22 protein-coding genes and 1 riboswitch are annotated in these 23,697 nt (G+C 66.5%); of the genes, 1 reads left to right on the top strand and 21 read right to left on the bottom strand.

Annotated features, from left to right (window positions below; genetic code table 11):
- Positions 1 to 23 precede the first annotated feature (23 nt).
- From KXR83_RS10365 to mihF, 14 genes are all read right to left on the bottom strand, one after another.
- Complete coding sequence (locus KXR83_RS10365; RefSeq protein WP_437424756.1) at positions 24 to 503, bottom strand: PH domain-containing protein; 480 nt, start codon at positions 501 to 503, stop codon at positions 24 to 26.
- A 14-nt stretch (positions 504 to 517) separates the two neighbouring features.
- Positions 518 to 1,015, bottom strand: a complete 498-nt coding sequence (gene ribH, locus KXR83_RS10360; RefSeq protein WP_062798011.1) for a 6,7-dimethyl-8-ribityllumazine synthase — start codon at positions 1,013 to 1,015, stop codon at positions 518 to 520.
- Positions 1,012 to 2,325, bottom strand: coding sequence for a bifunctional 3,4-dihydroxy-2-butanone-4-phosphate synthase/GTP cyclohydrolase II (locus KXR83_RS10355; protein ID WP_437424755.1), 1,314 nt, complete (start codon positions 2,323 to 2,325; stop codon positions 1,012 to 1,014). Before KXR83_RS10355 ends, ribH begins: the two co-directional genes overlap by 4 nt.
- On the bottom strand, positions 2,322 to 2,924 hold the full coding sequence (locus KXR83_RS10350; protein WP_437424754.1) for a riboflavin synthase: 603 nt from the start codon (positions 2,922 to 2,924) through the stop codon (positions 2,322 to 2,324). The genes KXR83_RS10355 and KXR83_RS10350 overlap by 4 nt, the downstream gene beginning before the upstream one ends.
- A gap of 69 nt (positions 2,925 to 2,993) precedes the next feature.
- A riboswitch (FMN riboswitch) is annotated at positions 2,994 to 3,152 on the bottom strand.
- A gap of 62 nt (positions 3,153 to 3,214) precedes the next feature.
- Positions 3,215 to 4,201, bottom strand: coding sequence for a bifunctional diaminohydroxyphosphoribosylaminopyrimidine deaminase/5-amino-6-(5-phosphoribosylamino)uracil reductase RibD (gene ribD / locus KXR83_RS10345; RefSeq protein ID WP_437424948.1), 987 nt, complete (start codon positions 4,199 to 4,201; stop codon positions 3,215 to 3,217).
- 41 nt (positions 4,202 to 4,242) lie between these two features.
- Positions 4,243 to 4,911 carry a ribulose-phosphate 3-epimerase gene (gene rpe, locus KXR83_RS10340; protein ID WP_437424753.1) on the bottom strand — a complete coding sequence of 223 codons (669 nt, stop codon included), beginning with the start codon at positions 4,909 to 4,911 and terminating at the stop codon, positions 4,243 to 4,245.
- Positions 4,912 to 4,999: 88 nt separating this feature from the next.
- Complete coding sequence (locus KXR83_RS10335) at positions 5,000 to 6,367, bottom strand: RsmB/NOP family class I SAM-dependent RNA methyltransferase (protein WP_437424752.1); 1,368 nt, start codon at positions 6,365 to 6,367, stop codon at positions 5,000 to 5,002.
- The gene (fmt, locus tag KXR83_RS10330; RefSeq protein ID WP_437424947.1) at positions 6,364 to 7,299 is read right to left on the bottom strand and encodes a methionyl-tRNA formyltransferase; all 936 of its coding nucleotides are present in this window, start codon (positions 7,297 to 7,299) and stop codon (positions 6,364 to 6,366) included. Before fmt ends, KXR83_RS10335 begins: the two co-directional genes overlap by 4 nt.
- A gap of 69 nt (positions 7,300 to 7,368) precedes the next feature.
- Entirely contained in the window at positions 7,369 to 9,351 is a 1,983-nt protein-coding gene (locus tag KXR83_RS10325) for a primosomal protein N' (RefSeq protein WP_437424946.1), read from the bottom strand.
- Positions 9,352 to 9,401: 50 nt separating this feature from the next.
- The gene (gene metK / locus KXR83_RS10320) at positions 9,402 to 10,610 is read right to left on the bottom strand and encodes a methionine adenosyltransferase (protein WP_437424751.1); all 1,209 of its coding nucleotides are present in this window, start codon (positions 10,608 to 10,610) and stop codon (positions 9,402 to 9,404) included.
- An 85-nt stretch (positions 10,611 to 10,695) separates the two neighbouring features.
- A complete protein-coding gene (gene coaBC / locus KXR83_RS10315; RefSeq protein ID WP_437424750.1) occupies positions 10,696 to 11,973 on the bottom strand; it encodes a bifunctional phosphopantothenoylcysteine decarboxylase/phosphopantothenate--cysteine ligase CoaBC in 1,278 nt (425 codons plus the stop codon).
- Between the two features lie 32 nt (positions 11,974 to 12,005).
- A complete protein-coding gene (gene rpoZ / locus KXR83_RS10310) occupies positions 12,006 to 12,323 on the bottom strand; it encodes a DNA-directed RNA polymerase subunit omega (protein WP_369792635.1) in 318 nt (105 codons plus the stop codon).
- Entirely contained in the window at positions 12,316 to 12,906 is a 591-nt protein-coding gene (gene gmk, locus KXR83_RS10305; RefSeq protein WP_116915404.1) for a guanylate kinase, read from the bottom strand. Before gmk ends, rpoZ begins: the two co-directional genes overlap by 8 nt.
- Positions 12,907 to 12,916: 10 nt before the next feature.
- Positions 12,917 to 13,234, bottom strand: coding sequence for an integration host factor, actinobacterial type (mihF, locus tag KXR83_RS10300; protein ID WP_023959453.1), 318 nt, complete (start codon positions 13,232 to 13,234; stop codon positions 12,917 to 12,919).
- A 497-nt stretch (positions 13,235 to 13,731) separates the two neighbouring features.
- Here mihF and KXR83_RS10295 point away from each other — a divergent pair, with 497 nt between their 5' ends.
- Complete coding sequence (locus KXR83_RS10295) at positions 13,732 to 14,940, top strand: alpha/beta hydrolase (protein ID WP_437424749.1); 1,209 nt, start codon at positions 13,732 to 13,734, stop codon at positions 14,938 to 14,940.
- Here KXR83_RS10295 and pyrF read toward each other — a convergent pair.
- Genes pyrF through pyrR form a run of 7 tightly spaced genes read right to left on the bottom strand, consistent with a single transcriptional unit; the run spans position 14,937 to position 23,625 of the window.
- Positions 14,937 to 15,797 carry an orotidine-5'-phosphate decarboxylase gene (pyrF, locus tag KXR83_RS10290; protein ID WP_437424748.1) on the bottom strand — a complete coding sequence of 287 codons (861 nt, stop codon included), beginning with the start codon at positions 15,795 to 15,797 and terminating at the stop codon, positions 14,937 to 14,939. The two genes, KXR83_RS10295 and pyrF, sit on opposite strands and share 4 nt — an antisense overlap.
- Entirely contained in the window at positions 15,798 to 19,133 is a 3,336-nt protein-coding gene (gene carB, locus KXR83_RS10285) for a carbamoyl-phosphate synthase large subunit (RefSeq protein WP_437424747.1), read from the bottom strand. It lies immediately after the preceding gene.
- On the bottom strand, positions 19,133 to 20,308 hold the full coding sequence (gene carA / locus KXR83_RS10280) for a glutamine-hydrolyzing carbamoyl-phosphate synthase small subunit (protein ID WP_437424746.1): 1,176 nt from the start codon (positions 20,306 to 20,308) through the stop codon (positions 19,133 to 19,135). The genes carB and carA overlap by 1 nt, the downstream gene beginning before the upstream one ends.
- Positions 20,305 to 20,808, bottom strand: coding sequence for a PH-like domain-containing protein (locus KXR83_RS10275; protein ID WP_437424745.1), 504 nt, complete (start codon positions 20,806 to 20,808; stop codon positions 20,305 to 20,307). The genes carA and KXR83_RS10275 overlap by 4 nt, the downstream gene beginning before the upstream one ends.
- Positions 20,805 to 22,106, bottom strand: a complete 1,302-nt coding sequence (locus tag KXR83_RS10270; RefSeq protein ID WP_437424744.1) for a dihydroorotase — start codon at positions 22,104 to 22,106, stop codon at positions 20,805 to 20,807. Before KXR83_RS10270 ends, KXR83_RS10275 begins: the two co-directional genes overlap by 4 nt.
- Positions 22,103 to 23,047 carry an aspartate carbamoyltransferase catalytic subunit gene (locus KXR83_RS10265; protein WP_023959467.1) on the bottom strand — a complete coding sequence of 315 codons (945 nt, stop codon included), beginning with the start codon at positions 23,045 to 23,047 and terminating at the stop codon, positions 22,103 to 22,105. The genes KXR83_RS10270 and KXR83_RS10265 overlap by 4 nt, the downstream gene beginning before the upstream one ends.
- Positions 23,047 to 23,625: a bifunctional pyr operon transcriptional regulator/uracil phosphoribosyltransferase PyrR gene (pyrR, locus tag KXR83_RS10260; protein WP_033334893.1), complete on the bottom strand. Its 579-nt coding sequence runs from the start codon at positions 23,623 to 23,625 to the stop codon at positions 23,047 to 23,049. The genes KXR83_RS10265 and pyrR overlap by 1 nt, the downstream gene beginning before the upstream one ends.
- Between the last annotated feature and the right edge of the window lie 72 nt (positions 23,626 to 23,697).

Here is a 23,697-nt window from a genome sequence, read left to right as displayed (position 1 = left end):
GGTGAGGACCCACGGTGCCCAGGTCAGTGTTCAGGGTCGCGGGTGTATCGGTCGCGCAGAGCACGGAACTCGTTCATGGCCGCGATCGCCTTCTCACCGTCGTTGGCCTGGATGGCCAGTACCGGGACGTGTTCGTCGTCCGGGAGCTCCAGCCGCGCCCAGTTCGCACTGTCCGGATACCAGACACCGCGCACGATGCTCCAGTCGAAGATGCGCTCCTGCAACAGGTTCCGAACCGCGACGCCCTCCGCCCCGACCCTGATGCGGGCGCGGGTCAGGGTGAGGAGTGACCCACCGATCACGCAACCGATCAACGCCATGGCGACCTGGTCGGAGGTGCGGAAGTACGCCCCTGTGTCCGAGACCCGAAGCAGCGCTGCGATCACGATGAAGACGATGATGATGGCGGCCGCCGCGACGGTCGCGTAACGCGGCGACTTCCGTGGTCTGTACACCAGCTGCCAACGGTCCTCGTCCCGGCTGCCGGAGGTGTTCGTGGTCACGGTCGAACGCAGTCTCATCGGACCTCGGCCGGGTTGTCGTCTCGGGCGAGTGTCCGCAAGGTCAGCGCCGATGCGATCGCCGCGGTGGCGGCCTGGGCGCCCTTGTCCTCTTTCGACTCGGGAAGTCCGGCACGGTCGAGTGCCTGCTGTTCGTCCAGCGTGGTCAGCACCCCGTTGCCGACGGGGGTCGACTCGTCGAGCGACACCCGGGTCAGACCTGCGGTGACCGCATCGCAGACGTATTCGAAGTGAGGCGTCTCGCCCTTGATGACCACTCCGAGGGCCACGACGGCGTCGTGGGTACGGGCCAGCGCCTGCACGATGACGGGCAGTTCGATGGCACCGGCGACACGGATCACCGTCGGCGCGTCGATCCCGGCCTTGGCCGCGGCCGTGGTGGCGCCGCTCAGCAGCGATTCGCAGATGGTCGAATGCCACTGCGAGGCAACGATCGCCAGACGCAGACTGCTCGCGTCACCGAGTTCGAGTTCGGGTTCTCCGGCGCCGCTCATGCGGGGTTGCCTCCGCTCACGTTGAAGGGGTGGCCCTGGTCGTCGTCGAGTCCGACCAGGTCGTGACCCATCCGGTCACGCTTGGTCCGCAGGTACCGCAGGTTCTCGGCGTTGGGACGCACGGGCATCGGCACTCGTTCGGTGACATGCAGGCCGTAGCCGTCGAGGCCTACCCGCTTGGCAGGGTTGTTCGTCAACAACCGCATCGACGACACACCCAGATCGACGAGGATCTGAGCCCCCAGACCGTAGTCGCGAGAGTCGGCAGGCAGCCCCAGCTCCAGGTTGGCGTCGACCGTGTCCGACCCGGCATCCTGCAGCTGATAGGCCTGCAGCTTGTGCAGCAGGCCGATGCCGCGACCCTCGTGGCCCCGCATGTAGAGGACGATCCCGCGACCTTCGTCGGCCACCATCTCCAGGGCGGCGTCGAGCTGGGGACCACAATCACAACGCAGTGACCCGAAGACGTCTCCGGTCAGACATTCGGAGTGGACGCGCACGAGCACGTCGTTGCCCTCGCCGTCTGCGCCGGCGATGTCGCCCAGTACCAGCGCGACGTGTTCGACATCGTCGTAGATGCTGGTGTAGCCGACAGCCCGGAACGTGCCGTGTGCGGTCGGGATCCTGGCATCGGCCACCCGGACCACATGCTTCTCATGGCGACGTCGCCAGGCGATCAGGTCGGCGATGGAGATCAGCGCGAGGTCGTGTTCGTCGGCGAACACCCGCAGTTCCGGGGTCTGGGCCATCGCGCCCTCGTCCTTCTGGCTGACGATCTCGCAGATCACCCCGGCAGGCGACAGATCGGCCATCCGGGCCAGATCGACCGCGGCCTCGGTGTGCCCTGGGCGACGAAGCACGCCGCCCTCCTTGGCGCGCAGGGGAACCACGTGGCCGGGCCTGGTGAAGTCCCCCGCCGTGCTCGCCGGGTCGGCCAGCAGGCGCATGGTGGCGGCGCGGTCCGATGCGCTGATACCTGTTCCGATTCCCTCGCGGGCATCAACCGTCACCGTGTAGGCGGTGCCGTGCTTGTCCTGGTTCATCGAGTACATCGGCGGAAGCCCGAGGCGGTCACAGTCCGCACCGTCGAGTGGCACACACAGGTATCCCGAGGTGTAGCGGACCATGAAAGCCACGAGTTCGGGGGTGGCCTTCTCGGCCGCGAAGATCAGGTCGCCCTCGTTCTCCCGGTCCTCGTCGTCCACGACAACAACGGCTTTCCCGGCAGCGATATCGGCGATGGCGCGCTCCACCGTGTCGAACCTGGTGGTCTGGCGCAGGCCGTCGACCTCGTCCGTTGGACTGTTCATCGCTGTGCTCCGATCGCGGCTAGCCGTTCGACGTATTTGGCGATCACGTCGACCTCCAGGTTAACGACCACCCCCGGGACGGCCGCACCCAGCGTCGTCAGATCGAGAGTGGTTGGGATGAGCGAGATCTCGAACCAGTCGGGTCCGATGGCCGAAACGGTCAGTGACACGCCGTCGACGGTGATCGAGCCCTTCTCGACGATGTACCGGGCAACCGCTGTTGTGGTACCGATCCGCACGACGGTCCAGTTCTCCGCCTGGTTCACGGTCTGGACGGTGCCGACACCGTCGACGTGCCCCTGCACGATGTGTCCGCCGAAACGACCACCGGCGGGCATCGCACGCTCGAGGTTGACGGGGCTGCCGGGACTGACGGTGGCCAGTGAGCTGCGCTTGAGGGTCTCGGCCATCACGTCGACGGTGAACTCACCGCCGGGCCGTAGTTCGACCACGGTCAGGCAGACACCGTTGACGGCGATCGAGTCACCGTGACCGGCATCGCTGGTGACCAGCGGTCCGCGGACGGTGAACCGCGCCGCGTCGGACAGGTCTTCACGCGCGACGATACTGCCGCGTTCTTCGACGATTCCGGTGAACATCGCCAACTCCTCACATCGCTGCTGCGATCTCAGGGCGGCGTCGCACGTGCCGATCCATCGGACCGGCCGTGGTGTTCTCTTTCATCCGGACTATCACCGTCGGCTCCGGAATCTCACCGGAATCTGCTGACCCCGCATCGGGTGATGCGGGCGCTCGCGGGCTCCGCAGGCGAACTGTCGCCCACGATTACCGCCGGTGGGGAATTGCACCCCGCCCCGAGAACTTCCACTTACGAAGTTAGCACATCCATCGATCCCGCTGACCAGCGAGAAGACCACGAAATGGCCGGTCAGCAGGTTGCAGTCAGGGTGAGCAGAACGTCGTCTCCGAGTGTCTCCACACGATCGGTCGAAAATCGCCTCGCCTGCTGCAGCGTGGTGACCGAGTCATCCGTGATTGCCGCGAGTCCCCCGCCTATCACCAGCGGGGCGACATACGCCTGCACGCGGTCGACCAGACCCGCCGCGAAAAACGCACCGAGCAACCGTGATCCGCCCTCGATCTGCACATTGCTCAGCTCGGCCAGAGCCTCCACCACCGCCGCCGGTTCGTGCTCACGAACACGGATCGTGCGCGCTCGACCGTCGAACACCTTTGCCTCCGGCGGAATGGCCGACGATCCGACAACAACTCGCAGTGGCTGGTGTTCGCGGAGTGAGCCGTCGGGGTACCTCGCGGTGAGACTCGGGTCGTCGGCCAGTACGGTGCCCGTGCCGACCACGATCGCGTCGATCTGCGCACGCTCGTCGTGCACACGCTCGCGCGCGGCCGGACCCGTGATCCACTGGCTCGAGCCGTCGGGCGCAGCGACCCGGCCGTCGACCGATGCGGCGAACTTGGCGGTCACCATCGGACGACCGTGCTCCTGGCGGAACAACCATTCACGCAGAGGGCCGGCGGCAACCGCGTCGGCGCACACGCCGCCGTGCACCTCGAGTCCCGCATCCTCGAGTCGCCGATGTCCGCCCGTGGCAACGGGGTTGGGGTCGGCGACCGCGTAATGGACAACTCTGATGCCTGCGGCGATCAGTGCCTCAGAACACGGCCCGGTTCGCCCGGTGTGATTGCACGGCTCGAGGGTCACCACCGCGGTCCCACCCGCAGCTCTGTCTCCTGCCTGCCCGAGAGCGACCACCTCGGCGTGCGGGCCCCCGGCCTCCCTGGTGTGTCCCACCCCGGCCACGTTTCCGTCGGCGTCCAGGATCACCGCGCCGACCGGCGGGTTCGGCGTACTCAGTCCGCGTGCACCGATCGATTCACTCATCGCGCGGTGCATCGCCGCTGAGACAGGGCCGGTCACGGGAGTTGCCGCGCTCGTCACTGTCGCGCGCTGAGCGCCTGTGCGCGAAGCGATACCACGGCTTGCGCTGGGTCATCGGCCCCGTAGACCGCCGACCCTGCAACAAAACAATCGACACCGGCCGCGGCCGCTTGTTCGATGGTGTCCGCGTTGATGCCCCCGTCGATCTCGACGATCACCCGCAATTCACCGGAATCCACGAGCTTCCGGATCCGCCGGACCTTGTCGAGCACGTCAGGGATGAACGACTGTCCGCCGAAACCGGGTTCCACACTCATCACGAGCAACGTGTCGAACTCTCTGAGGATCTCGAGGTATGGGTCGAGGGACGTGCCGGGTTTGATACTCAATCCCGCCTTCGCGCCGGCGGCCCGGATGTCGCGCCCCACGGCCACGGGATCGTCGGTGGCCTCCGCGTGAAATGTGACGTTGTGTGCCCCCGCCTCGGCATAACCCGGGGCCCACCGCTTCGGGTCCTCGATCATCAGGTGGCAGTCGATCGGGATATCCGTGCTCTTGAGCAGGCTTTTCACCACCGGTAATCCGAGAGTGAGGTTCGGGACGAAGTGACCGTCCATCACATCGACGTGTAGCCAATCGGCACCGGTCACCGCATCTGCTTCGGCTCCGAGCCTGGCGAAGTCGGCGGACAGGATGGACGGCGCGATCATCGGCTGATTCGACATGCAGTCATCCTAATGTCGGGTCGAGACCCAACCCAACGGACCGGTCCGGACTGCTGCACACGCGTTTTGACGCGTCGTATCCCGCCGATCAGTTCTTGCGGAGCGCCGCGAAGAACATGGCGTCGGTGCCGTGCAGGTGAGGCCAGAGCTGCACGTACGGCCCTCCGGTCAGATCGTCGACGGGTACCAGGTCACGGGTGTCCAGTGCGTTCACCGGCAACTCGGCGATCGCCCAATCCGCCACCTCGCGGGTTTCGGCCGGGTGTGGCGAGCACGTGGAGTAGACCACCACACCGCCCGACCGCAGCTGGTCCACCGCCGACGCGAGCAACTGCTTCTGCAGCGCGACAAGATCGGGAACGTCGCCTGGATTGCGTCGCCACCGGGCCTCTGGCCGGCGTCGGAGGGCACCGAGACCGGTGCACGGGGCGTCCACTAGGACACGGTCGAACCCGGGCTCCAGGCCCGGGTCACGCCCGTCGCCGACGATCACGTCGACGGGTAGCTCCCGGGTCGCCTTACGGATCAATTCGGCACGGTGCGGAGCTTTCTCGACCGCGGTGACCCGGGCACCATCTATGTCGGCAAGAGCCCCGAGTAGAGCCGCCTTGCCACCAGGACCGGCGCACAGATCAAGCCATCGACCGGCGTCATCCCCGTCGAGTGGAGCGATCGCCAAGGCGCGCGCCACCAGCTGACTGCCTTCGTCCTGGACCCCGGCCAGACCTTCACGGATCGGCTCGATGTCGCCGGGATCGCCGCTGTCGAGGTACACGCAGTAGGGCGAGTAGCGGCCCACGTCACCTCCCGTGACGGCGGCGAGTTCGTCGGCGGTGATCATGCCCGGCCGGGCGACCAGATGGGTCGACGGGCGTTCGTCGTCCGCAGCCAGTGCGGCCTGCAGAGCACCCGCCGAACCACCGAGCGCGTCGTCGAACACCTCGGCGATCCAGCGCGGATGGGCGTACTGAAATGCCAGATGGCCGATGAGGTCTTCACTGATCGACGGTGCGAGCGCGTCCACCCACAGCTCTTCGGTGCGCTGAGAGATCTTGCGCAACACTGCGTTTGCGAAACCCACAGGTCCGTGACCGGCGCGGGACCGGACGAGATCGACCGACGTCGAGACGGCGGCATGCGCGCCGATCCGCGTCCGCAGCAGTTGGTATGCACCCAACCGCAGCACATCGAGCACCACCCCGTCGATCTCCTCGACGGGCCGTTTCGCGACCTCGGAGATGATCTGGTCGAGCAACCCCACCGCACGGCTGGTGCCGTAGGTCAGTTCCGTGGCCAGCGCGGCGTCGCGACCGGTGATCTTGCGGTCGCGCAACATCTTCGGCAGCACCAGGTTGGCGTAGGCGTCGCGCTCACGCACTGCGGCCAGCACCTCCACGGCAGCCTGCCGGGCTGGATCTATCGGGGTGTGTTCCTGATCGTCAACGGGGCGGTTCATGTGAGTGCCTGTCCATCGGTGAGCCTGGCCCCGCGCGCCCAGTCGGGACCGGCCATTGCTTTTTTGCCCTGCGGCTGAACGGAATCCAGTCGAATCGGCACCGTCTTGGTACCTACATACAGGGCCTTCTTCGTCACGGCCAGTTCGCCCGGAGCCGGCGTCACATCGACCGGGTCGGTGACCATCGACGCACGTAACACCTTGACCCGCAGATCATCCAGCGTGGTCCAGGCGCCCGGGTGGGGTGTCATCGCCCGAATGTGCCGATCGATCAGGTGCGCCGGTAGGTCCCAGCGAATGCGTGCGTCGTCGATGGTGATCTTCGGAGCCGTGCTGATGCCGTCGGCCGGTTGCGGTTTGGCCTCCAGGTAGCCGTCCTCGATGCCGTCGAGGGTGGTCACCAGCAGGTGCGCCCCCGTCTCTGACAGCCGACCCAGCAGATCACCTGCGGTGTCGGTGTAGCGAATCCGTTCGGTCACCACGCCGAAGACCGGGCCGGTGTCGAGGCCTGCTTCGAGCCGGAAGGTGCTGGCGCCGGTCATCTCGTCGCCGGCAGCGATCGCCGCCTGCACCGGCGCAGCGCCGCGCCATGACGGTAACAACGAGAAATGCAGATTGACCCAGCCGTGGGTGGGAAGATCCAGCAGCTCCGGCGGTACCAGTCCGCCGTAGGCCACCACCGGCGCGCACTCGGGCGCCCACTCTCGTAGTTGCTCGACAGCCTCGGGATCTTTGAGCCTTCGCGGGGTGATCACGGGTATGGCGTGCTCGTCGGCGAGGGCAGCCACCGGTGAGCGGGTCATCTTCCGTCCCCGGCCCGCTGCTGCATCGGGCCGACTGATCACGCCGACGACCTCATGGCGGGACGACTCGATCAATGCCTTGAGAGACGCAACCGCGGGTTCGGGCGTGCCTGCGAACACCACCCGCATGTAGTACCCCAATCTCCGAGTTCGGTCCGCGTGTTCGCGGCCGACCAACAGCCTAGCCACCCAGAAGCCCTAGCCGATGGTGGGCGGATCCATCTGCACCCTGATCGGCTGTGAATCGTGTTGTGCATTCCGGCCGACCTGCGCTGCATGAAGCGCAGCAGCCAGTTCTCGACCTTGAGATCTCTTGCACCGCAGCAGTATTCGTTGCGGGTCGGAGATCTCGTCGCGATTGAGGCCTGAGGGCAACCGCACACCGGCGGGTAGCTCCACCGGACCGAGCACCTCACCACCCGGCGGGAGGTGGACGGTTTCGGCGAAGGCGACGATGGCCGGACCGGCGCCGTCGATCGAGGCCATCGTGACCGTAGGCGGGAACCCGAGTTCGGTCCGCTGTGCCACCTCGTTCTCGGCGAAGCCGACGGGGTCCCAACGGATCACCGACTGCACCGGACCTAGTCCCGCGTCGGCGACGATCACCACTGCTCCCCCACGTCCGTGGGGACGTACGAGCATGGCGGCGGACAGCCAGCGGCGAACCGCCTCTTCGCCGGCTCGCAGTTCGGTGCGGTCGAGCTGTGCCCAGGTGTCCAACAAGATGGCGGCGCCGTAACCGTCTTCGGCCACGGGCTCGGCGCCCGGGGTACTGACGACAACACGTGGACCGCTGCCGATGCTGTCGACGATCTTGTCTCCGCCCGAGGTGAGGACGGGAACACCCGGGAATGCGCGGCCCAGTTCCTCGGCCGTCCGGCGAGCCCCCGTCGTCAGCGCCCTCACCTTGGTGAAACCGCATTCGGTGCAGCGGAAATCGGCGTCGGGATGACCACACCACCGGCAGCTCAACAAACCCACCGAGTTGCTGTCGGGCCCGGCACCGTCGGTCGGCACCGGGCCGTCTGCCTGCATCGGCCCGTGGCATCGACGGCAACGTACGTGCGAACGGCACCGTTCACAGGCCAGCGACGGTAGATAACCGCGCCTGGGCACACTGAAGAGCACGGGGGCGTCGGCGGCCACGGCGGCGCGGGCCGCATCGAACGCGACGGCCGGGATTCGGGCCGACCGAGCAAGCGGGTCACGGGCCACCCGGTTGTCCTCGTCGGAGAGCGCCGAGATGCGGGGGGATCGTTCACGGACGACCGAGCGTGACGCGGTGAGGTCGTGAGCCCAGCCGGCATCGACGAGGGCCTGGGTTTCCGCCGTACGAGCGACACCACCGAGGACCAGTGCGCACTTGTCGCTGTGCGACCGCAGGACCGCCACTTCGCGGGTATGTGGGTACGGCGCACGTGGATCGCACAGACTGTCGTCCCCGTCGTCCCACACGCAGATCAGTCCGAGGTCGGGAATCGGCGTGAACACTGCGCTCCGGGTGCCGATCACCACCGAAGCCTGCCCGCGCAGTGCTCGCAACCAGCGCCGATACCGTGCCGAAGGGCCCAATCCCGCGGACAACGACACCACCCGGTCGCCCAAGATCGGCTCGCACGCTGCCTCGAGCCGTACCAGATCGCGCTGGTCGGGGACCACGATGATGGCGCTGCGGCCGGCGATCACCGTGTGGCATGCGAGCTCGGCCAGTCGCCGGGGCCAGTCCTCCCCGGGCACCGCCTGCCATGCCGCCCGAGCGGCTTTGCCATCGGCGACAGCAGCCAGGTACGACTCTGCATGCTCGTATGGTTTCCATCCGTCCACATCGACGGTCGGTGGCCTGGGGGTGCCTGGCGGTGCACCCACGGTCTGCTCGGTGCGCGCATGACGGGGCGGGATGGCCAGCCGCAGGACATCTGTCATGGTGCCCGCGTACCGATCTGCGACTGCCCGCGCCAACGTGGCCAGCTCAGGGGTCAGGACCGGTTCCGGCGAGACCACCCTCTCGAGCCACCCGAGCTTGCCGGGATGGTCGCTCGCCTCGATGCGGTCGAGTATGTATCCGTCGACGAGACGGCCGGAAAAACGCACCCGCACCCGGACGCCCGGCTGGGCGTCCAGGTGCTGGGCATCTTGTACCTGGTAATCGAACGGCCGGTCCAGATGGGCCAGCCCGAGCATCGGCAGAACACGCGCGACCGGCAGTTCAGGTGCGAGCTGCCGCTCTGGTTTCACGCGCCGGCAGCAGCCTTCAGCTTGTCGGCCCGGTCGGTGTGCTCCCACGGCAGATCGATGTCGGTGCGACCGAAGTGTCCGTAGGCAGCGGTCGGGGCGTAGATCGGCCGAAGCAGGTCGAGGTCACGGATGATCGCGCCCGGACGCAGGTCGAACACCTCGGAGATGGCCGACTGGATCTTGGCGGGGTCGACGGTCTCGGTGCCGAAGGTCTCGACGAACAGGCCCACGGGGGCAGCCTTGCCGATGGCGTAGGCGACCTGCACCTCGATACGGCTGGCCAGGCCTGCCGCGATTGCGTTCTTGGCCACCCAGCGCATGGCGTATGCAGCACTGCGGTCGACCTTCGACGGGTCCTTGCCCGAGAAGGCGCCGCCACCGTGACGAGCCATGCCGCCGTAGGTGTCGACGATGATCTTGCGGCCGGTGAGTCCGGCGTCGCCCATGGGTCCGCCGAGGACGAACTTGCCGGTCGGGTTGACCAGCAGACGGACATCATCGGTGTTGAGGAACGGCAGATCGAGATCGGCGAACACCGAATCCAGGACCTTGCTGCGGATGTCGGGGGTGAGGAGGTTCTCGAGGTCGATGTCGGCGGCGTGCTGCGTGGAGACCACCACGGTGTCGAGACGGACCGGCTTGTCACCGTTGTATTCGATGGTGACCTGGGTCTTTCCGTCCGGACGCAGGTACGGCAGCACACCTTCCTTGCGTACCTCGGTGAGGCGACGGGCGAGACGGTGAGCAAGCGCGATCGGAACCGGCATGAACTCAGGGGTCTCGTTGGTCGCGTACCCGAACATCAGGCCCTGGTCGCCGGCACCCTGGCGAGCGATCTCGTCTTCGGTGATGCCTTCCACGCGCGACTCGTACGCGTTGTCGACACCCTGGGCGATCTCCGGGGACTGCGCGCCGATGGCGACGTTGACACCGCACGAGTTGCCGTCGAACCCCTTGGCCGACGAGTCGTAGCCGATATCCAGGACCTTCTCACGCACGATCTTGGGGATGTCGGCGTACGCCGTCGTGTTCACCTCACCCGCCACATGAACCTGACCGGTGGTGACCAGGGTCTCCACCGCAACCCGGGCTCGCGGATCCTCGGTCAGCAGGGCGTCGAGGATCGAGTCGCTGATCGCGTCACAGATCTTGTCGGGATGGCCCTCGGTGACGGACTCGCTGGTGAACAAACGGGTATCGGTCATGTTTTCCTCTCGGAGGCGGTGGTCCTGAAGAGTTCGGTACGGTGCGCGACTACCCGCGGACCTCAAATTACACACGTGGGTCGAGCTACGGACATCGACCTTCTGCGCCAACACCATCTGTGCGTACAGCGTTGATCGCGTCAAGTATTCGGGTCGCCATGAGTGTTTTCGACCCGAGTGGCAGGGCGGTTTCTTCGCCCCCTGCGGCCAGGATCCAACCGGTGTTGTGGTCCATGCCGAATGCCTTGCCCTCACCCACCGCGTTGACGACCAAGAGGTCGCATCCTTTGCGGGCCAGTTTTGCCCGGCCGTGGTCGAGAACCCCGTGCTGGAGGTCGCCGGTCTCGGCAGCGAAGCCGACGATGGCCGTCGACTGCGGGACCGAGCCACTGCGGCGAGCGGTGACAAGACCGGCGAGGATGTCCGGGTTGGTGGTCAGTTCGATGGGGGCCGGTCCGCTGTCGGACTTCTTGATCTTGGCGTCGGAGACCTGGACGGGCCGGAAATCGGCCACGGCCGCGGCCATGATCACCACGTCGGTCTCGGGAGCTCGTTTCCCGATCTCGTCGGCCAGCTGCGCTGCGGTGGCGATGCGGATGATCTCCACTCCCGCGGGATCGGGCAGGTTGGAGGTGGCGCCGGCGACCATGGTCACCTGGGCCCCCCGCTGGGCAGCGGCGCGGGCCAGGGCGTAACCCTGTTTTCCGGAGCTGCGGTTGCCGAGGTAGCGGACGGGATCGAGGGGTTCGCGCGTGCCGCCGGCACTGATCAGGAACTTGACCCCGGCGAGGTCGTACGGGAGGGCGTCGGGGCGGTCGAGCAGCAGCTCACCGAGCAGCGCTATCTCCTGCGGGTCGGGCAGACGTCCGGCCCCGGTGTCGACACCGGTCAGTCGACCCGATGCGGGGGTCATCACGGTGGCGCCGTGCTCTCGGAGGGTGGTCACATTCGCCTGCGTCGCCGGGTGCTCCCACATCTCGGTGTGCATGGCCGGGACGAACAGGACCGGGCAGCGCGCGGTCAACAACGTCGACGTCAACAGATCGTCGGCGCGACCACTCGCAGCACGGGCCATCAGATCGGCGGTCGCCGGCGCGATCAACACCAGGTCCGCTTCCTGACCGAGACGGACGTGTGGCACGCGCGGCACATCGTCGAACACCTCGGTGCTGACGGGGTTACCGCTGAGCGCCTCGAAGGTGGCCGCCCCGACGAACTTCAATGCCGATTCGGTAGGGATGACACGCACATGATGGCCGGCCTCGGTGAAGTGACGTACCACCGAGCCGACCTTGTACGCGGCTATGCCGCCACCGACCCCGATGACGATGTTCTTACGCGTCGTACTGACGTTCTCGCCCACGAACTCTCGCCTCCGGACCGGGTAAAGGGAAGCTACTCGCCTTCGGTGTGCTCGAGAAGGTCCGCGTGGATCTCGCGCATGGCGATGGAGAGAGGCTTCTCCTGGAGGCCCGGCTCGACGAGGGGGCCGACGTACTCGAGGATGCCGTCACCGAGCTGGTTGTAGTAGTCGTTGATCTGACGCGCACGCTTGGCGGCGTAGATGACCAGCGCATACTTCGAAGAAGCGCGTTCCAGCAGCTCGTCGATCGGCGGGTTCGTGATGCCCAGGGGTGTGTCGTACGCGGTTGCGTCGACCTCGCCGATGAACTCGTCTGGGGTGGTCAAGCTGCTCACATTGCTCCTACGAATTATTCAAATGGGATTCAACCAGCAAGGATACCAAGTGCTTGGCCACCGAGTCGACTTCGTCGTTCACCACGACGTGATCGAACTCGTCGGCACTGTCCAATTCGGCCCTCGCGGTCTGCAGTCGCCGCTCGATCACCTCGTCGGATTCGGTCCCCCGGCCGCGTAGCCGGGACACCAGTTCTTCCCAACTCGGCGGCGCCAAGAAAACTGTCACAGCCTCCGGTACCGCTGCCCTGATGTTGCGGGCTCCGGCCAGATCGACCTCGACGAGCGTGGGCCTACCCTGCTCCATCGCCTCGAACACCGGCCGCGAGGGTGTGCCCGAGCGTTGCAGGCCCCCGTGGATCTCGGCCCACTCCAGCAGTTCGCCGTCGGCGATCAACCGGTCGAACTCACCCGGGGTGACAAAAAAGTAGTCACGTCCGTCGACCTCACCGGCGCGCGGGGCGCGGGTGGTCGCAGAGACGCTGAACATCAGGTCGGGCAACAGTTCGCGCAGACGGCGGACCACGCTGGACTTTCCGACAGCAGAAGGGCCGGCCAAAACGAGAAGCCGGCCCCTCTGTCGTTGTTCTGGGCTCACTGAGCAGCGATCAGGCGAAGTCGAACTTGGCCAACAGCGCCTTCTTCTGACGATCACCCAGCCCGCGCAGACGGCGGGTAGGAGCGATCTCGAGCTCGGTCATGATTTCCTGCGCCTTGACCTTGCCCACCTTGGGCAACGCCTCGAGCAGTGCCGACACCTTCATCTTGCCCAGGATCTCGTCGTTCTCGGCATCCTTGAGAACCTGCTGGAGATCGGTGCCGCCTCGCTTCAGGCGCTCCTTGAGCTCGGCACGGGCCCGGCGAGCGGCAGCTGCCTTCTCCAATGCAGCGGCGCGCTGCTCATCGGTCAACTGGGGAAGGGCCACGGTTCCTCCGATTTCGTCTGTGTGATTCTCTGCCCCGCGCCGGTGGCGTCAGGGCGGCCGCCTCTGTGGGGAGGCAGCGAAAGCGACCGTACCCACGCACGTCGCCTTTTGCGACCCCCACCCCGGCATTCCCCCACTAAAACGGGTGTTGTAAGCCTTTCGAACGAGCTTCCCCGTCGTCACACATCAGTCGCAGTTAAATCGGCCTAGTATCTGATTGATCCAGCGAATGCCGTTGCACGACAACGGGATTCGAGGTTCTCAACAGAAATGTCGGGCTGCATGACGTAGGTCACATCCGTGGTGCTGCTGTGACGGGTGTTCCGCATCGGGATTTTTCGAAGTTTTTTGCCGGTGCGCGCGTGTCGGAGGGCCGTGTGACCTGTGCGAATGCCCACCCGACCGCATCGATGGCCTCGTGAACCGCGTTCAGCGCCTCGTGTTAGATGTGGATCGCACACACTGACAATTCTCAGCCGGGACGGGGTTTCATCATCGTGACCAACCAACAGACTCCGCGAGAGAGTCTGCTGCCCGATCGGCTCCGGAACCTCTACGCGCTGACCCTGGGGGACGGCATCCGCGATGAGGTGTCGACCGAGAACGTCCTGCTGCACGACGAACCACACCGTCGTCTGCGCCGGTTCGGCAACACCGAGCAACTCCGTGCCGCCCGCCGCGCCGGGCACCCGCCGGTGGTCCTCGTTCCGCCGATTGCTGCGCCCGCCAGCTGCTACGACCTCGAGCCAGATCACTCGTTGGTCAACCATCTGCTCCAGACCGGCCGCATCCCGTACGTGCTCGACATCGGCGAGATCCGGAGAAGCGACCGACACCTCGGTTTCGAGGACTTCTTCGACGACATCGTCCCGCAGGCGATCACCCGCGCGCAGAGCGATTTCTACGCCCCGGAACAGGACAACTCCACGCGCACCGATGGCCCCGGTCAGGTGGACCTGATCGCGTGGAGTCTCGGCGGAACGATCAGCCTGCTCACCGTCGCCGCCGATCCCGCCCTGCCCGTCCGATCGGTCACAGCCGTGGGCACTCCCCTGGACTACGCGCTGGTGCCCCCCTATCCCCTCGTACGGCAGTTGACCCGGCCGACCAAGGGTCTGGCGGTCACCGGCATTCTCCGGCTGCTCGGCGGCATTCCCGCGCCCCTGGTGCAGATCGGTTACCGCGGCACAGCATGGCAACGCGAGCTGAAGAAGCCGGCCTTCATCTTGTCCAATCTCGGTGACACCGAGAGGCTCGCACGGATGGAGATCGTCAATCGCTTCCAGCGCGAATTCCCCGGCTACCCGGGCCGTCTGGCCGAACAGATGTGGGAGTGCTTCATCTATCGGGGTGAACTGGCCACCGGTGTGCTCGATCTCGGAGGGCGCCGCATCGATCTGACGAGCATCGCGATCCCGGTCCAGCTGTTCGGGAGCCACCGCGACGCCATCGTGCCGTGGGCCGCTGCCCGGCACGGTGTCGACCTACTCGAGGGATCACCACAGGTGCACTTCGACACCGTCGAGACAAGTCATCTGGGACTGATCGCCGGACCCGAAGCCGTGTCAGGGACGTGGCCGCGTATCGATGCATTTCTGGAGTCGCTACCGGTGGACTCTGCACCGGCAGACGATGCCAAGCCTCACCGCGACGGCCAGGCCGACGTACTGGAACAAGACGTACTGGAACAAGAGGTCTCGGGCTAGACCTGGTCCCCGAACGCCGCCTCGATCTCGTCCCGGGTGCGGCGTGCGGCATCGCGCAGTGCGGTCACGTCGGGGCCGTGTCGCAGCACCGATCGGGAGCTGGCCGGCAGCACCCACTTTTGATCTGCGTCCGCGAACACAGCGGGCAGATCGCTCGCCGCGGCTCCCTGGGCACCAAGGCCCGGAGCCAGGATCGGCGCGCCGAGATCCGCCAACTGCAGGCCGTGGTGCCGGGTGGCTCCGACCACCAGTCCGACGGTCGCGCGACCATCTGAGTTCTCTGCCGCAGCCGCATCGACGATGCTCTGGGCCACCGTCACGTCACCGTCGGTCCGGGCCCGCTGGAGCGACTCCCCCTCGGGGTTGGACGTGCGAGCCAGGGCGAACACGGCCCGTCCCTCCGAGCGCGCGAGTTCGATGGCGGGGCTCAGCGATCCGAAACCGAGGTAAGGCGAGACGGTGAGGGCATCGGCGCACAGCGGTGATTCCGGCTCGAGCCAGGCCCGCGCGTACGCGGCCATCGTCGATCCGATGTCGCCGCGTTTCCCGTCGGCGATCACCAGCGCGCCACCGGCCTGGCAACCGCTGATCACCGACTCCAGAGCCGCGAAACCCGCCGAACCGAACGTCTCGAAAAACGCCACCTGGGGTTTGATCACCGCTACGGACCCGGCAAAGGCCTCGACACAGATGTCTCCGAAGGCACGGACGCCGGCACCGTCGACCGGCAGGCCCCACGCCTCGAGCAGTTCCGGATGGGGATCGATACCGGCGCACAACCGGCCGCGGTCGGTGACCGCCGCCCGGTAACGGTCGGCGAACGATGAGCCGCCGACCGCCCCCGATCTCGCGTCCACCTACGCGCCCAGCATCGTCCGGTGCCGCTTCTGCAGCGACTGCACACCCATGGCCCCGCCCAGCGCGGCTTCGATGCCCTGGATCGCCGCGCTCGCGCCCTGCACCGTGGTGATACACGGGATGTTCACCGACACAGCGGCACTACGGATCTCGTAGCCGTCGATACGCGGCCCGGAGTTCCCGTAAGGGGTGTTGATCACCATGCCGATTTCCCCGGCCCGGATCCGCTCGACCACACTGACCTCACCCTCGGGCAGATCGCTGTCGGAATGCTTGTACACCTGCGTGCACTTGATTCCGTTGCGCCGCAACACATGCGCGGTGCCCTTGGTGGCGAGGATGTCGAACCCCAGATCAGCGAGCCGCTTGACCGGGAACACCAGGGCGCGCTTGTCCTTGTTGGCGACGGACACGAACACCTTGCCGGACACGGGCAGTGAACCGTAGGCGGCCGTCTGTGATTTGGCGAAGGCACGACCGAAGTCGGCGTCGATACCCATCACCTCACCGGTCGACTTCATCTCCGGGCTGAGCAGGGAGTCCACACCGGTGCCGTCGGCGCGGCGGAACCGGTTGAAGGGCAACACGGCTTCCTTCACCGACACCGGCGAGGTGTCGGGCAGTTCGGAGCCGTCCCCTTCGGCCGGCAACATGCCACTGGCACGGAGTTCGGCGATGGTGGCGCCCAGCATCACCCGCGCACAGGCCTTGGCCAGCTGGACCGCGGTGGCCTTGGACACGAAGGGAACCGTACGGCTGGCCCGCGGATTGGCCTCGAGGACGTACAGGATGTCGTCCTTGAGCGCGTACTGGACGTTGAGCAGACCACGGACACCGATGCCCTTGGCCAGCGCCTCGGTGGACTTGCGGACGTTCTCCAGGTCCGAGCGGCCGAGTGTGATGGGCGGCAACGCACACGCGGAGTCACCCGAGTGGATGCCTGCCTCTTCGATGTGTTCCATGACCCCGCCGATGTAGCAGTCGGTGCCGTCGTAGAGCGCGTCGACGTCGATCTCGATCGCGTCCTCCAGGAACCGGTCGACGAGAACGGGGTGCTCGGGCGTGATCTCGGTGGCCCGGGAGATGTAACTGGCCAGGGAATCCTCGTCGTACACGATTTCCATACCCCGCCCGCCGAGCACGTACGAGGGCCTCACCAGCACCGGGTACCCGATGTCACCGGCGATGGCCTTGGCCTGATCGAACGTGGTCGCCATGCCGTACTTCGCAGCGGGCAGACCCGCCTCGCTAAGCACGTTGCCGAACTCGCCGCGGTCCTCGGCCAGATCGATCGCCGCCGGGCTGGTGCCCACGATCGGAACGCCCGCAGCTTCGAGCCGGTGGGCCAGACCCAGCGGGGTCTGCCCGCCGAGCTGCACGATGACGCCCTTGACGGTGCCCGACTCCGACTCGGAGTGGAACACCTCCAACACGTCCTCGAAGGTCAGCGGCTCGAAGTACAGCCGGTCGGCGGTGTCGTAGTCGGTGGACACGGTCTCCGGGTTGCAGTTGACCATCACCGTCTCGTAGCCCGCCTCCGACAGCGTCATGGCGGCGTGCACACACGAGTAGTCGAACTCGATGCCCTGGCCGATCCGGTTCGGGCCGGACCCGAGGATCAGCACCTTAGGACGCTCGCGTTGTGGCGCGACCTCACTCTGTGCGGCGGGATCGAGCTCGTACGTCGAATAGTGGTACGGCGTGACCGCCTCGAACTCCGCGGCACAAGTGTCGACTGTCTTGTAGACCGGACGCACGCCCAGCGAGTGCCGGAGGTCGCGGATCGCGGTCTCGTCGTCCACGTCGTCGCGCAGCGCGGCGATCTGCCGGTCGGACAACCCGTTGCTCTTGGCCTCGCGGAGCAGATTTTCATCCAGGGTGTCCGCCTCGCGGACCCGCTGGCCGAGTTGGTGGACTGCTTCGATCTCGGCGAGGAACCAGGGATCGATGGCGGTCGACTCGAACAGCTGCTCCACGGTCGCGCCCATGCCGAATGCCTGCATCAGGCCGTACAACCGACCGTCCTTGGGCGTGCGGAGCCGTTCGAGCAGTTCAGGGAGCAACGGAGCCGGTTCGTCGGTCTCGGGTTCGGTCCAGAACCCGGCGGCCTTGGTCTCCAGCGAACGCATCACCTTTCCGAGCGCCTCCGCGAACGATCGGCCCAGCGACATGGCCTCACCCACCGACTTCATCGTGGTGGTGAGGGTGTCGTCGGCGCCGGGGAACTTCTCGAACGCAAACCGCGGCGCCTTCACCACGACGTAGTCGAGGGTGGGTTCAAAGCACGCCGGGGTCTTCTTGGTGATGTCGTTGAGGATCTCGTCGAGGCTGTAGCCGACCGCCAGCTTGGCCGCGATCTTGGCGATCGGGAACCCGGTCGCCTTCGATGCGAGGGCGGACGACCGTGACACCCGGGGGTTCATCTCGATGACCACCATCCGGCCGTCGGCGGGATCCATCGCGAACTGGATGTTGCAGCCGCCCGTGGCGACACCGACCTCGCGGATGATCTCGATGGAGAGGTCGCGCATCTTTTGGTACTCGCGGTCGGTCAACGTCATCGCCGGCGCCACCGTGACCGAGTCACCGGTGTGGACACCGACGGGATCGACGTTCTCGATGGAACAGACCACCACGACGTTGTCGCGGTTGTCGCGCATCAGCTCGAGCTCGTATTCCTTCCAACCCAAGATCGATTCCTCGATCAGGACGTTGGCGCTCGGCGACGCCGCCAGCCCGCCACCGGCGATCCGGTTGAGGTCGTCAGCGTCATAGGCCATGCCCGAACCGAGCCCACCCATGGTGAACGAGGGGCGAACCACCACCGGGTAACCGAGGTCGGCCACCGTGTCGTGGACCTCTTCCATGGTGAAACACACTCGCGAACGGGCGCTTTCGCCGCCGACCTTGGCAACGATGTCCTTGAACTTCTGCCGGTCCTCGCCGCGCTGGATGGCCTCGAAGTCGGCGCCGATGAGCTCGATGTCGTACTTGGCGAGAATGCCTTGATCGTGCAGATCCACTGCGGTGTTGAGCGCGGTCTGCCCGCCCAAGGTCGCGAGCACGGCGTCGATGGGATATCCGGCATCACGCTCGGCCTCGATCACCTTCTCCACGTAGGCGGCGGTGATCGGCTCGACATAGGTCGCGTCGGCGAACTCCGGATCGGTCATGATCGTCGCGGGATTGGAATTGACCAGGCTCACTCGCAGGCCTTCGGCCTTGAGGACCCGGCAGGCCTGTGTGCCCGAATAGTCGAACTCGGAGGCCTGACCGATGACGATCGGTCCGGATCCGATGACCAGGACGTGCTTGAGGTCGGTACGGCGGGGCATCAGGCACGCGCTCCTTGCAGCAGAGAGACGAACTTCTCGAAGAGGTACGCGGCGTCGTGGGGGCCTGCCGCGGCCTCGGGATGGTATTGGACGGAGAACGCTCGGCCGTCGATGAGTTCGATGCCCTCCACCGTGCCGTCGTTGGCACAGGTGTGGCTGATCCGGGCACGCCCGAAATCGCTGTCGAACTCTTCGCCGGCCTCACCCTCCAGGGCGAACCCGTGATTCTGGGCGGTGATCGACACGGCTCCGGTCGTATGGTCGACCACCGGGATGTTGATCCCGCGGTGGCCGAACTTCATCTTGTAGGTACCGCGGCCGAGTGCGCGGCCCAGGATCTGATTCCCGAAGCAGATGCCGAACAACGGGATTCCGTCACCGAGCACGCTGCGGGTGAAGTCCACCGGGTGGTCGGCGGTCGCGGGGTCGCCGGGTCCGTTGGACAGGAACACGCCGTCCGGTTTGATGTCGGCGATGGCGTCGTACGCGGTGCCCGCCGGCAGTACGTGCACCCGCACACCGTGCTGGGCGAACATGCGCGGGGTGTTGGTCTTGATCCCCAGGTCGAGCGCCGCCACCGTGAACCGGGCTTCGCCTTCGGGTTCGACGACGTACCCGTCGGTGGTCGACACCTCACCGGCCAGATCGGCACCGGACATCTCAGGCGCCTCGACCACACGCCGGAGCAGTTCGTCCGACCCGGCGAGCGCATCTCCGGAGAAGATCCCGGCCCGCATCGACCCGTGGTCGCGCAGGGTGCGCACGACGGTACGGGTGTCGATACCGGCGATGCCGACGATGCCCTGGTTGATCAGCTCGTCTTCCAGGCTGCCCGTGGCGCGCCAACTCGACACTCGTCGGCTCGGGTTGCGCACGGCGTACCCGCTGACCCAGATCTTGCCGGTGTCGTCGTGGGTGGAGCTGGGATCGTCCGCGCCGTAACGGCTTTCGCCGTCCTCGGTGTTCCATCCGGTGTTGCCGATCTGCGGCGCGGTGGCCACGACGATCTGCCGGTGGTAGCTGGGGTCGGTGAGTGTCTCCTGGTATCCGGTCATCGCCGTGCAGAAGACGGCTTCTCCGAGAGTCTGGCCGAGCGCTCCGAAGCTCGTCCCGACGTAACGTTCACCGTTCTCGAGTACCAGCACCGCGGTGGTGGCCGGTTGTTGCTGTGTCACTGCTTCTTCTTTCCGTCCTGCTCGAGAGGTTTGACCCATTCTGGGTAGATGGTCTTGTCGTCTGCGCGAATGCCCGAATCGATTTCGGTTCCCGACGGGAGGAGCCAGCGGATGACGAGGACGCCGTCGGCGGTCATCACCTTGCCTGCCAGTCCCCGTTCGGTGCGGATCGCGGTGATCTGGTCGTCCGGTATCCAGATCGGGTTGGCACCGGTGCGGTCGATGAGGATCCCGGTGTCGAAGCGGCTGATCTCCGTAACGGCGCGGTCCCCGTAGTCACCGACGGCCACCCGGTCCTGCCAGCTGGGCGCGATGGTCGATCCGACGTACAACCCGGTGTGCGGGCCCAGCCGGCGTGGTCCGAGAGTGGTGGGCACCTCTGGGAACGCCCCGAGGAGCAACTCCTGTCGGCGGCCGCGGCCCCGCCAGCCGAGCAGCATCAGGCCGACGATCCCGCCCCATGCGAGAACGACGATCAGGATCACCACAACACCGGTCATCGGGGCGCCCGGACCTTGCCGCCGTTGTTGGTCACCTCACCGCGCAACACCGTCGCGACCACAACACCGGGCAGCGTCAGACCGTCGAACGGCGAGTTCTCCGAGAGACTGGCCAGCGCACCGGATTCCACTGTCCATTCCGTGTCCGGATCGACCAGGGCCAGGTTCGCCGGTTCGCCGACCGCGATCGGGCGACCGTGGTCGGACAGTCCGGTGATCTCTGCGGGCCGTTCGCTCATCACCTTGGCGACCCCGCGCCAGTCGAGCAGACCGGGTTCGACCATCGTCTGCACGACGATCGAGAAGGCGGTCTGCAGTCCGAGCATGCCCGGCCTCGCGTTGGCGAACTCGCAGCACTTCTCCTGCGCGGCGTGGGGCGCGTGGTCCGTGGCCACACAGTCGATGATCCCGTCGGCGAGAGCCTGCCGCAGTGCGGCCTTGTCGCGACCCTCACGAAGGGGCGGATTGACCTTGTTGACGGGGTCGTAGGTCTCCAGGCGGCTGTCATCGAGGAGCAAGTGATGTGGCGTGACCTCGGCGGTGATCGAAATGCCCTGCCCGCGAGCCCATTTGAGCAGTTCGACCGTACCCTCGGTCGATGCGTGGCAGATGTGCACCCGGGCGCCTGCGTCGCGGGCGAGCAGCGCGTCGCGCGCGACGATCGACTCCTCGGCGGCCCGTGGCCAACCAGTGAGTCCGAGCCTGGCCGCGACGGCACCTTCGTGGGCGATGGCGCCTTCGGTGAGCCGCGGTTCTTCGGCGTGCTGGGCGATGAGTACGCCGAGACCCTTCGCGTACTCGAGCGCACGGCGCATGATCAGTGGATCGAAGACACATTTGCCGTCGTCACTGAACATCCGTACGCCGCCGACGCCTGCGGCCATCGCGCCCATCTCGGCGAGCTGGGTGCCACCGAGCCCGACCGTGACGGCGCCCACCGGATGAACATCGACAAGGCCCACTTCTTGGCCGCGACGCCAGACGAAATCGGTGATGACGGCGCTGTCGGCGACCGGGTCGGTGTTGGCCATCGCGAACACCGCGGTGTAACCACCCAAAGCCGCTGCAGCCGAACCCGTCTCGATGGTCTCGGTGTCTTCCCGGCCGGGTTCACGAAGGTGGGTGTGCATGTCGACAAAACCGGGCAGCAGCACAGCGCCCGCTCCGTCGAGCACATCCGCCGCCGCATCAGGGTCGATCGAGGCGCCGATCTCGACGATCTCGCCGCCGTCGATCAGGATGTCCACGGCGTCGTCGCCGTATGGCCGCACATTGCGGATCAGGAGCTGCACACTCATGCCACGCCCTCGCTCTCGGTTCCGACCAGCAACGTGAACAGCACGGCCATCCGCATATGCACTCCGTTCGAGACCTGTTGCAGCACAGTTGCTTTAGGTGAATCCGCCACAGAGAACCCGATCTCCATGCCACGCAACATCGGTCCAGGGTGCAGCACCACGGCGTGGTCGGCGAGCAACGCCGATCGGCGGTCGCTGAGCCCGTACCGAATGGAGTACTCGCGTGCAGACGGGAAGAAACCACCGTTCATCCGCTCGGCCTGAACGCGCAGCAGCATGACCGCGTCGACGGCCGCGAGTTCGGCATCGAGACTGTGCGACACCTCGACCGGCCACGCCTCGACACCGACCGGCAGCAGCGTGGGCGGGGCGACAAGAACCACCTGCGCCCCGAGCATGGCCAGGAGGTGAGCGTTGGAGCGGGCCACCCGCGAGTGCAACACGTCGCCGACGATCGCGATCCTGCGGCCTTCGAGTGAACCGAGCCGCTGCCGCAGCGTCAACGCATCGAGCAGCGCCTGGGTCGGGTGTTCGTGGGTTCCGTCACCGGCGTTGATCACCGACGGTCCGGTGCCTTCTTCCCAGGTCCACTGCGCAATCTGATGGGCCGCACCCGATGCGGGATGTCGGACGATCAATGCGTCCGCTCCGGCGGCGCGAAGGGTCTTGGCCGTGTCGCGCAACGACTCCCCCTTGTTCGCCGAGGAGCTCGAGGCGCTGACGTTGATCACGTCGGCGCTCATCCACTTGCCCGCGACCTCGAAGGACACGCGGGTGCGGGTGGAGTTCTCGTAGAACACGGTCATGATGGTCCGGCCGCGCAGCGTCGGCAGCTTCTTGATCTCGCGGCCCACCAGGGCCTGCTCGAACCGTTCGGCCTCGTCGAGGAGCTCGGTGGCCGACTCACGGGTCAGGTCGGACACCGACAGCAGATGCCGCATCAGATGTTCCCGGCTCGCAGGATCACGCGGTCCACACCGTCGTGCTCGCGCAGATGGACCTGCACGTCTTCGGTACGGGCGGTCGGGATGTTCTTGCCCACGTAGTCCGCTCGCAGGGGCAGTTCCCGATGCCCGCGGTCGACGAGCACCGCCAGTTGTACGGCAGCAGGTCGGCCGAGATCGCGCAGGGCATCGAGCGCGGCGCGGACCGTACGACCCGAGTAGAGGACATCGTCCACGAGGACAACCAGGGCACCGTCGACGCCACCGGCAGGGACCGCGGTCGGTTCCAGGGCGCGGTGCGGTTTGGCACGCAGATCGTCGCGGTAGAGCGTGATGTCGAGGTACCCGACCGGCACGTGGACGCCGGCGAACTCGGCGATGTTCTCGGCGAGACGGCGGGCGAGGAAGATGCCGCGGGTGGGGATTCCGATGATGACCACTCGAGGCGCATCGGCGTCGTCCAATGCGGTCTTCTCGATGATCTGATGCGCTATGCGCGCTATGGTCCGTCCGACATCGGCGTCGTCGAGTAGCTCGCGACCCGTGTCGGTACCGTCGCCCTCGGGAGTCGGCACAGTAATCGGGACCTCCTTCTCCGCCTCTCTGGACGGATCGTTAAAGGATGTCGGTCACTGCCGTGGACACCG

Source organism: Williamsia muralis (assembly GCF_051487485.1).
GTDB lineage: Bacteria > Actinomycetota > Actinomycetes > Mycobacteriales > Mycobacteriaceae > Williamsia > Williamsia muralis_B.
This window is presented reverse-complemented; position numbering and strand designations above follow the sequence as displayed.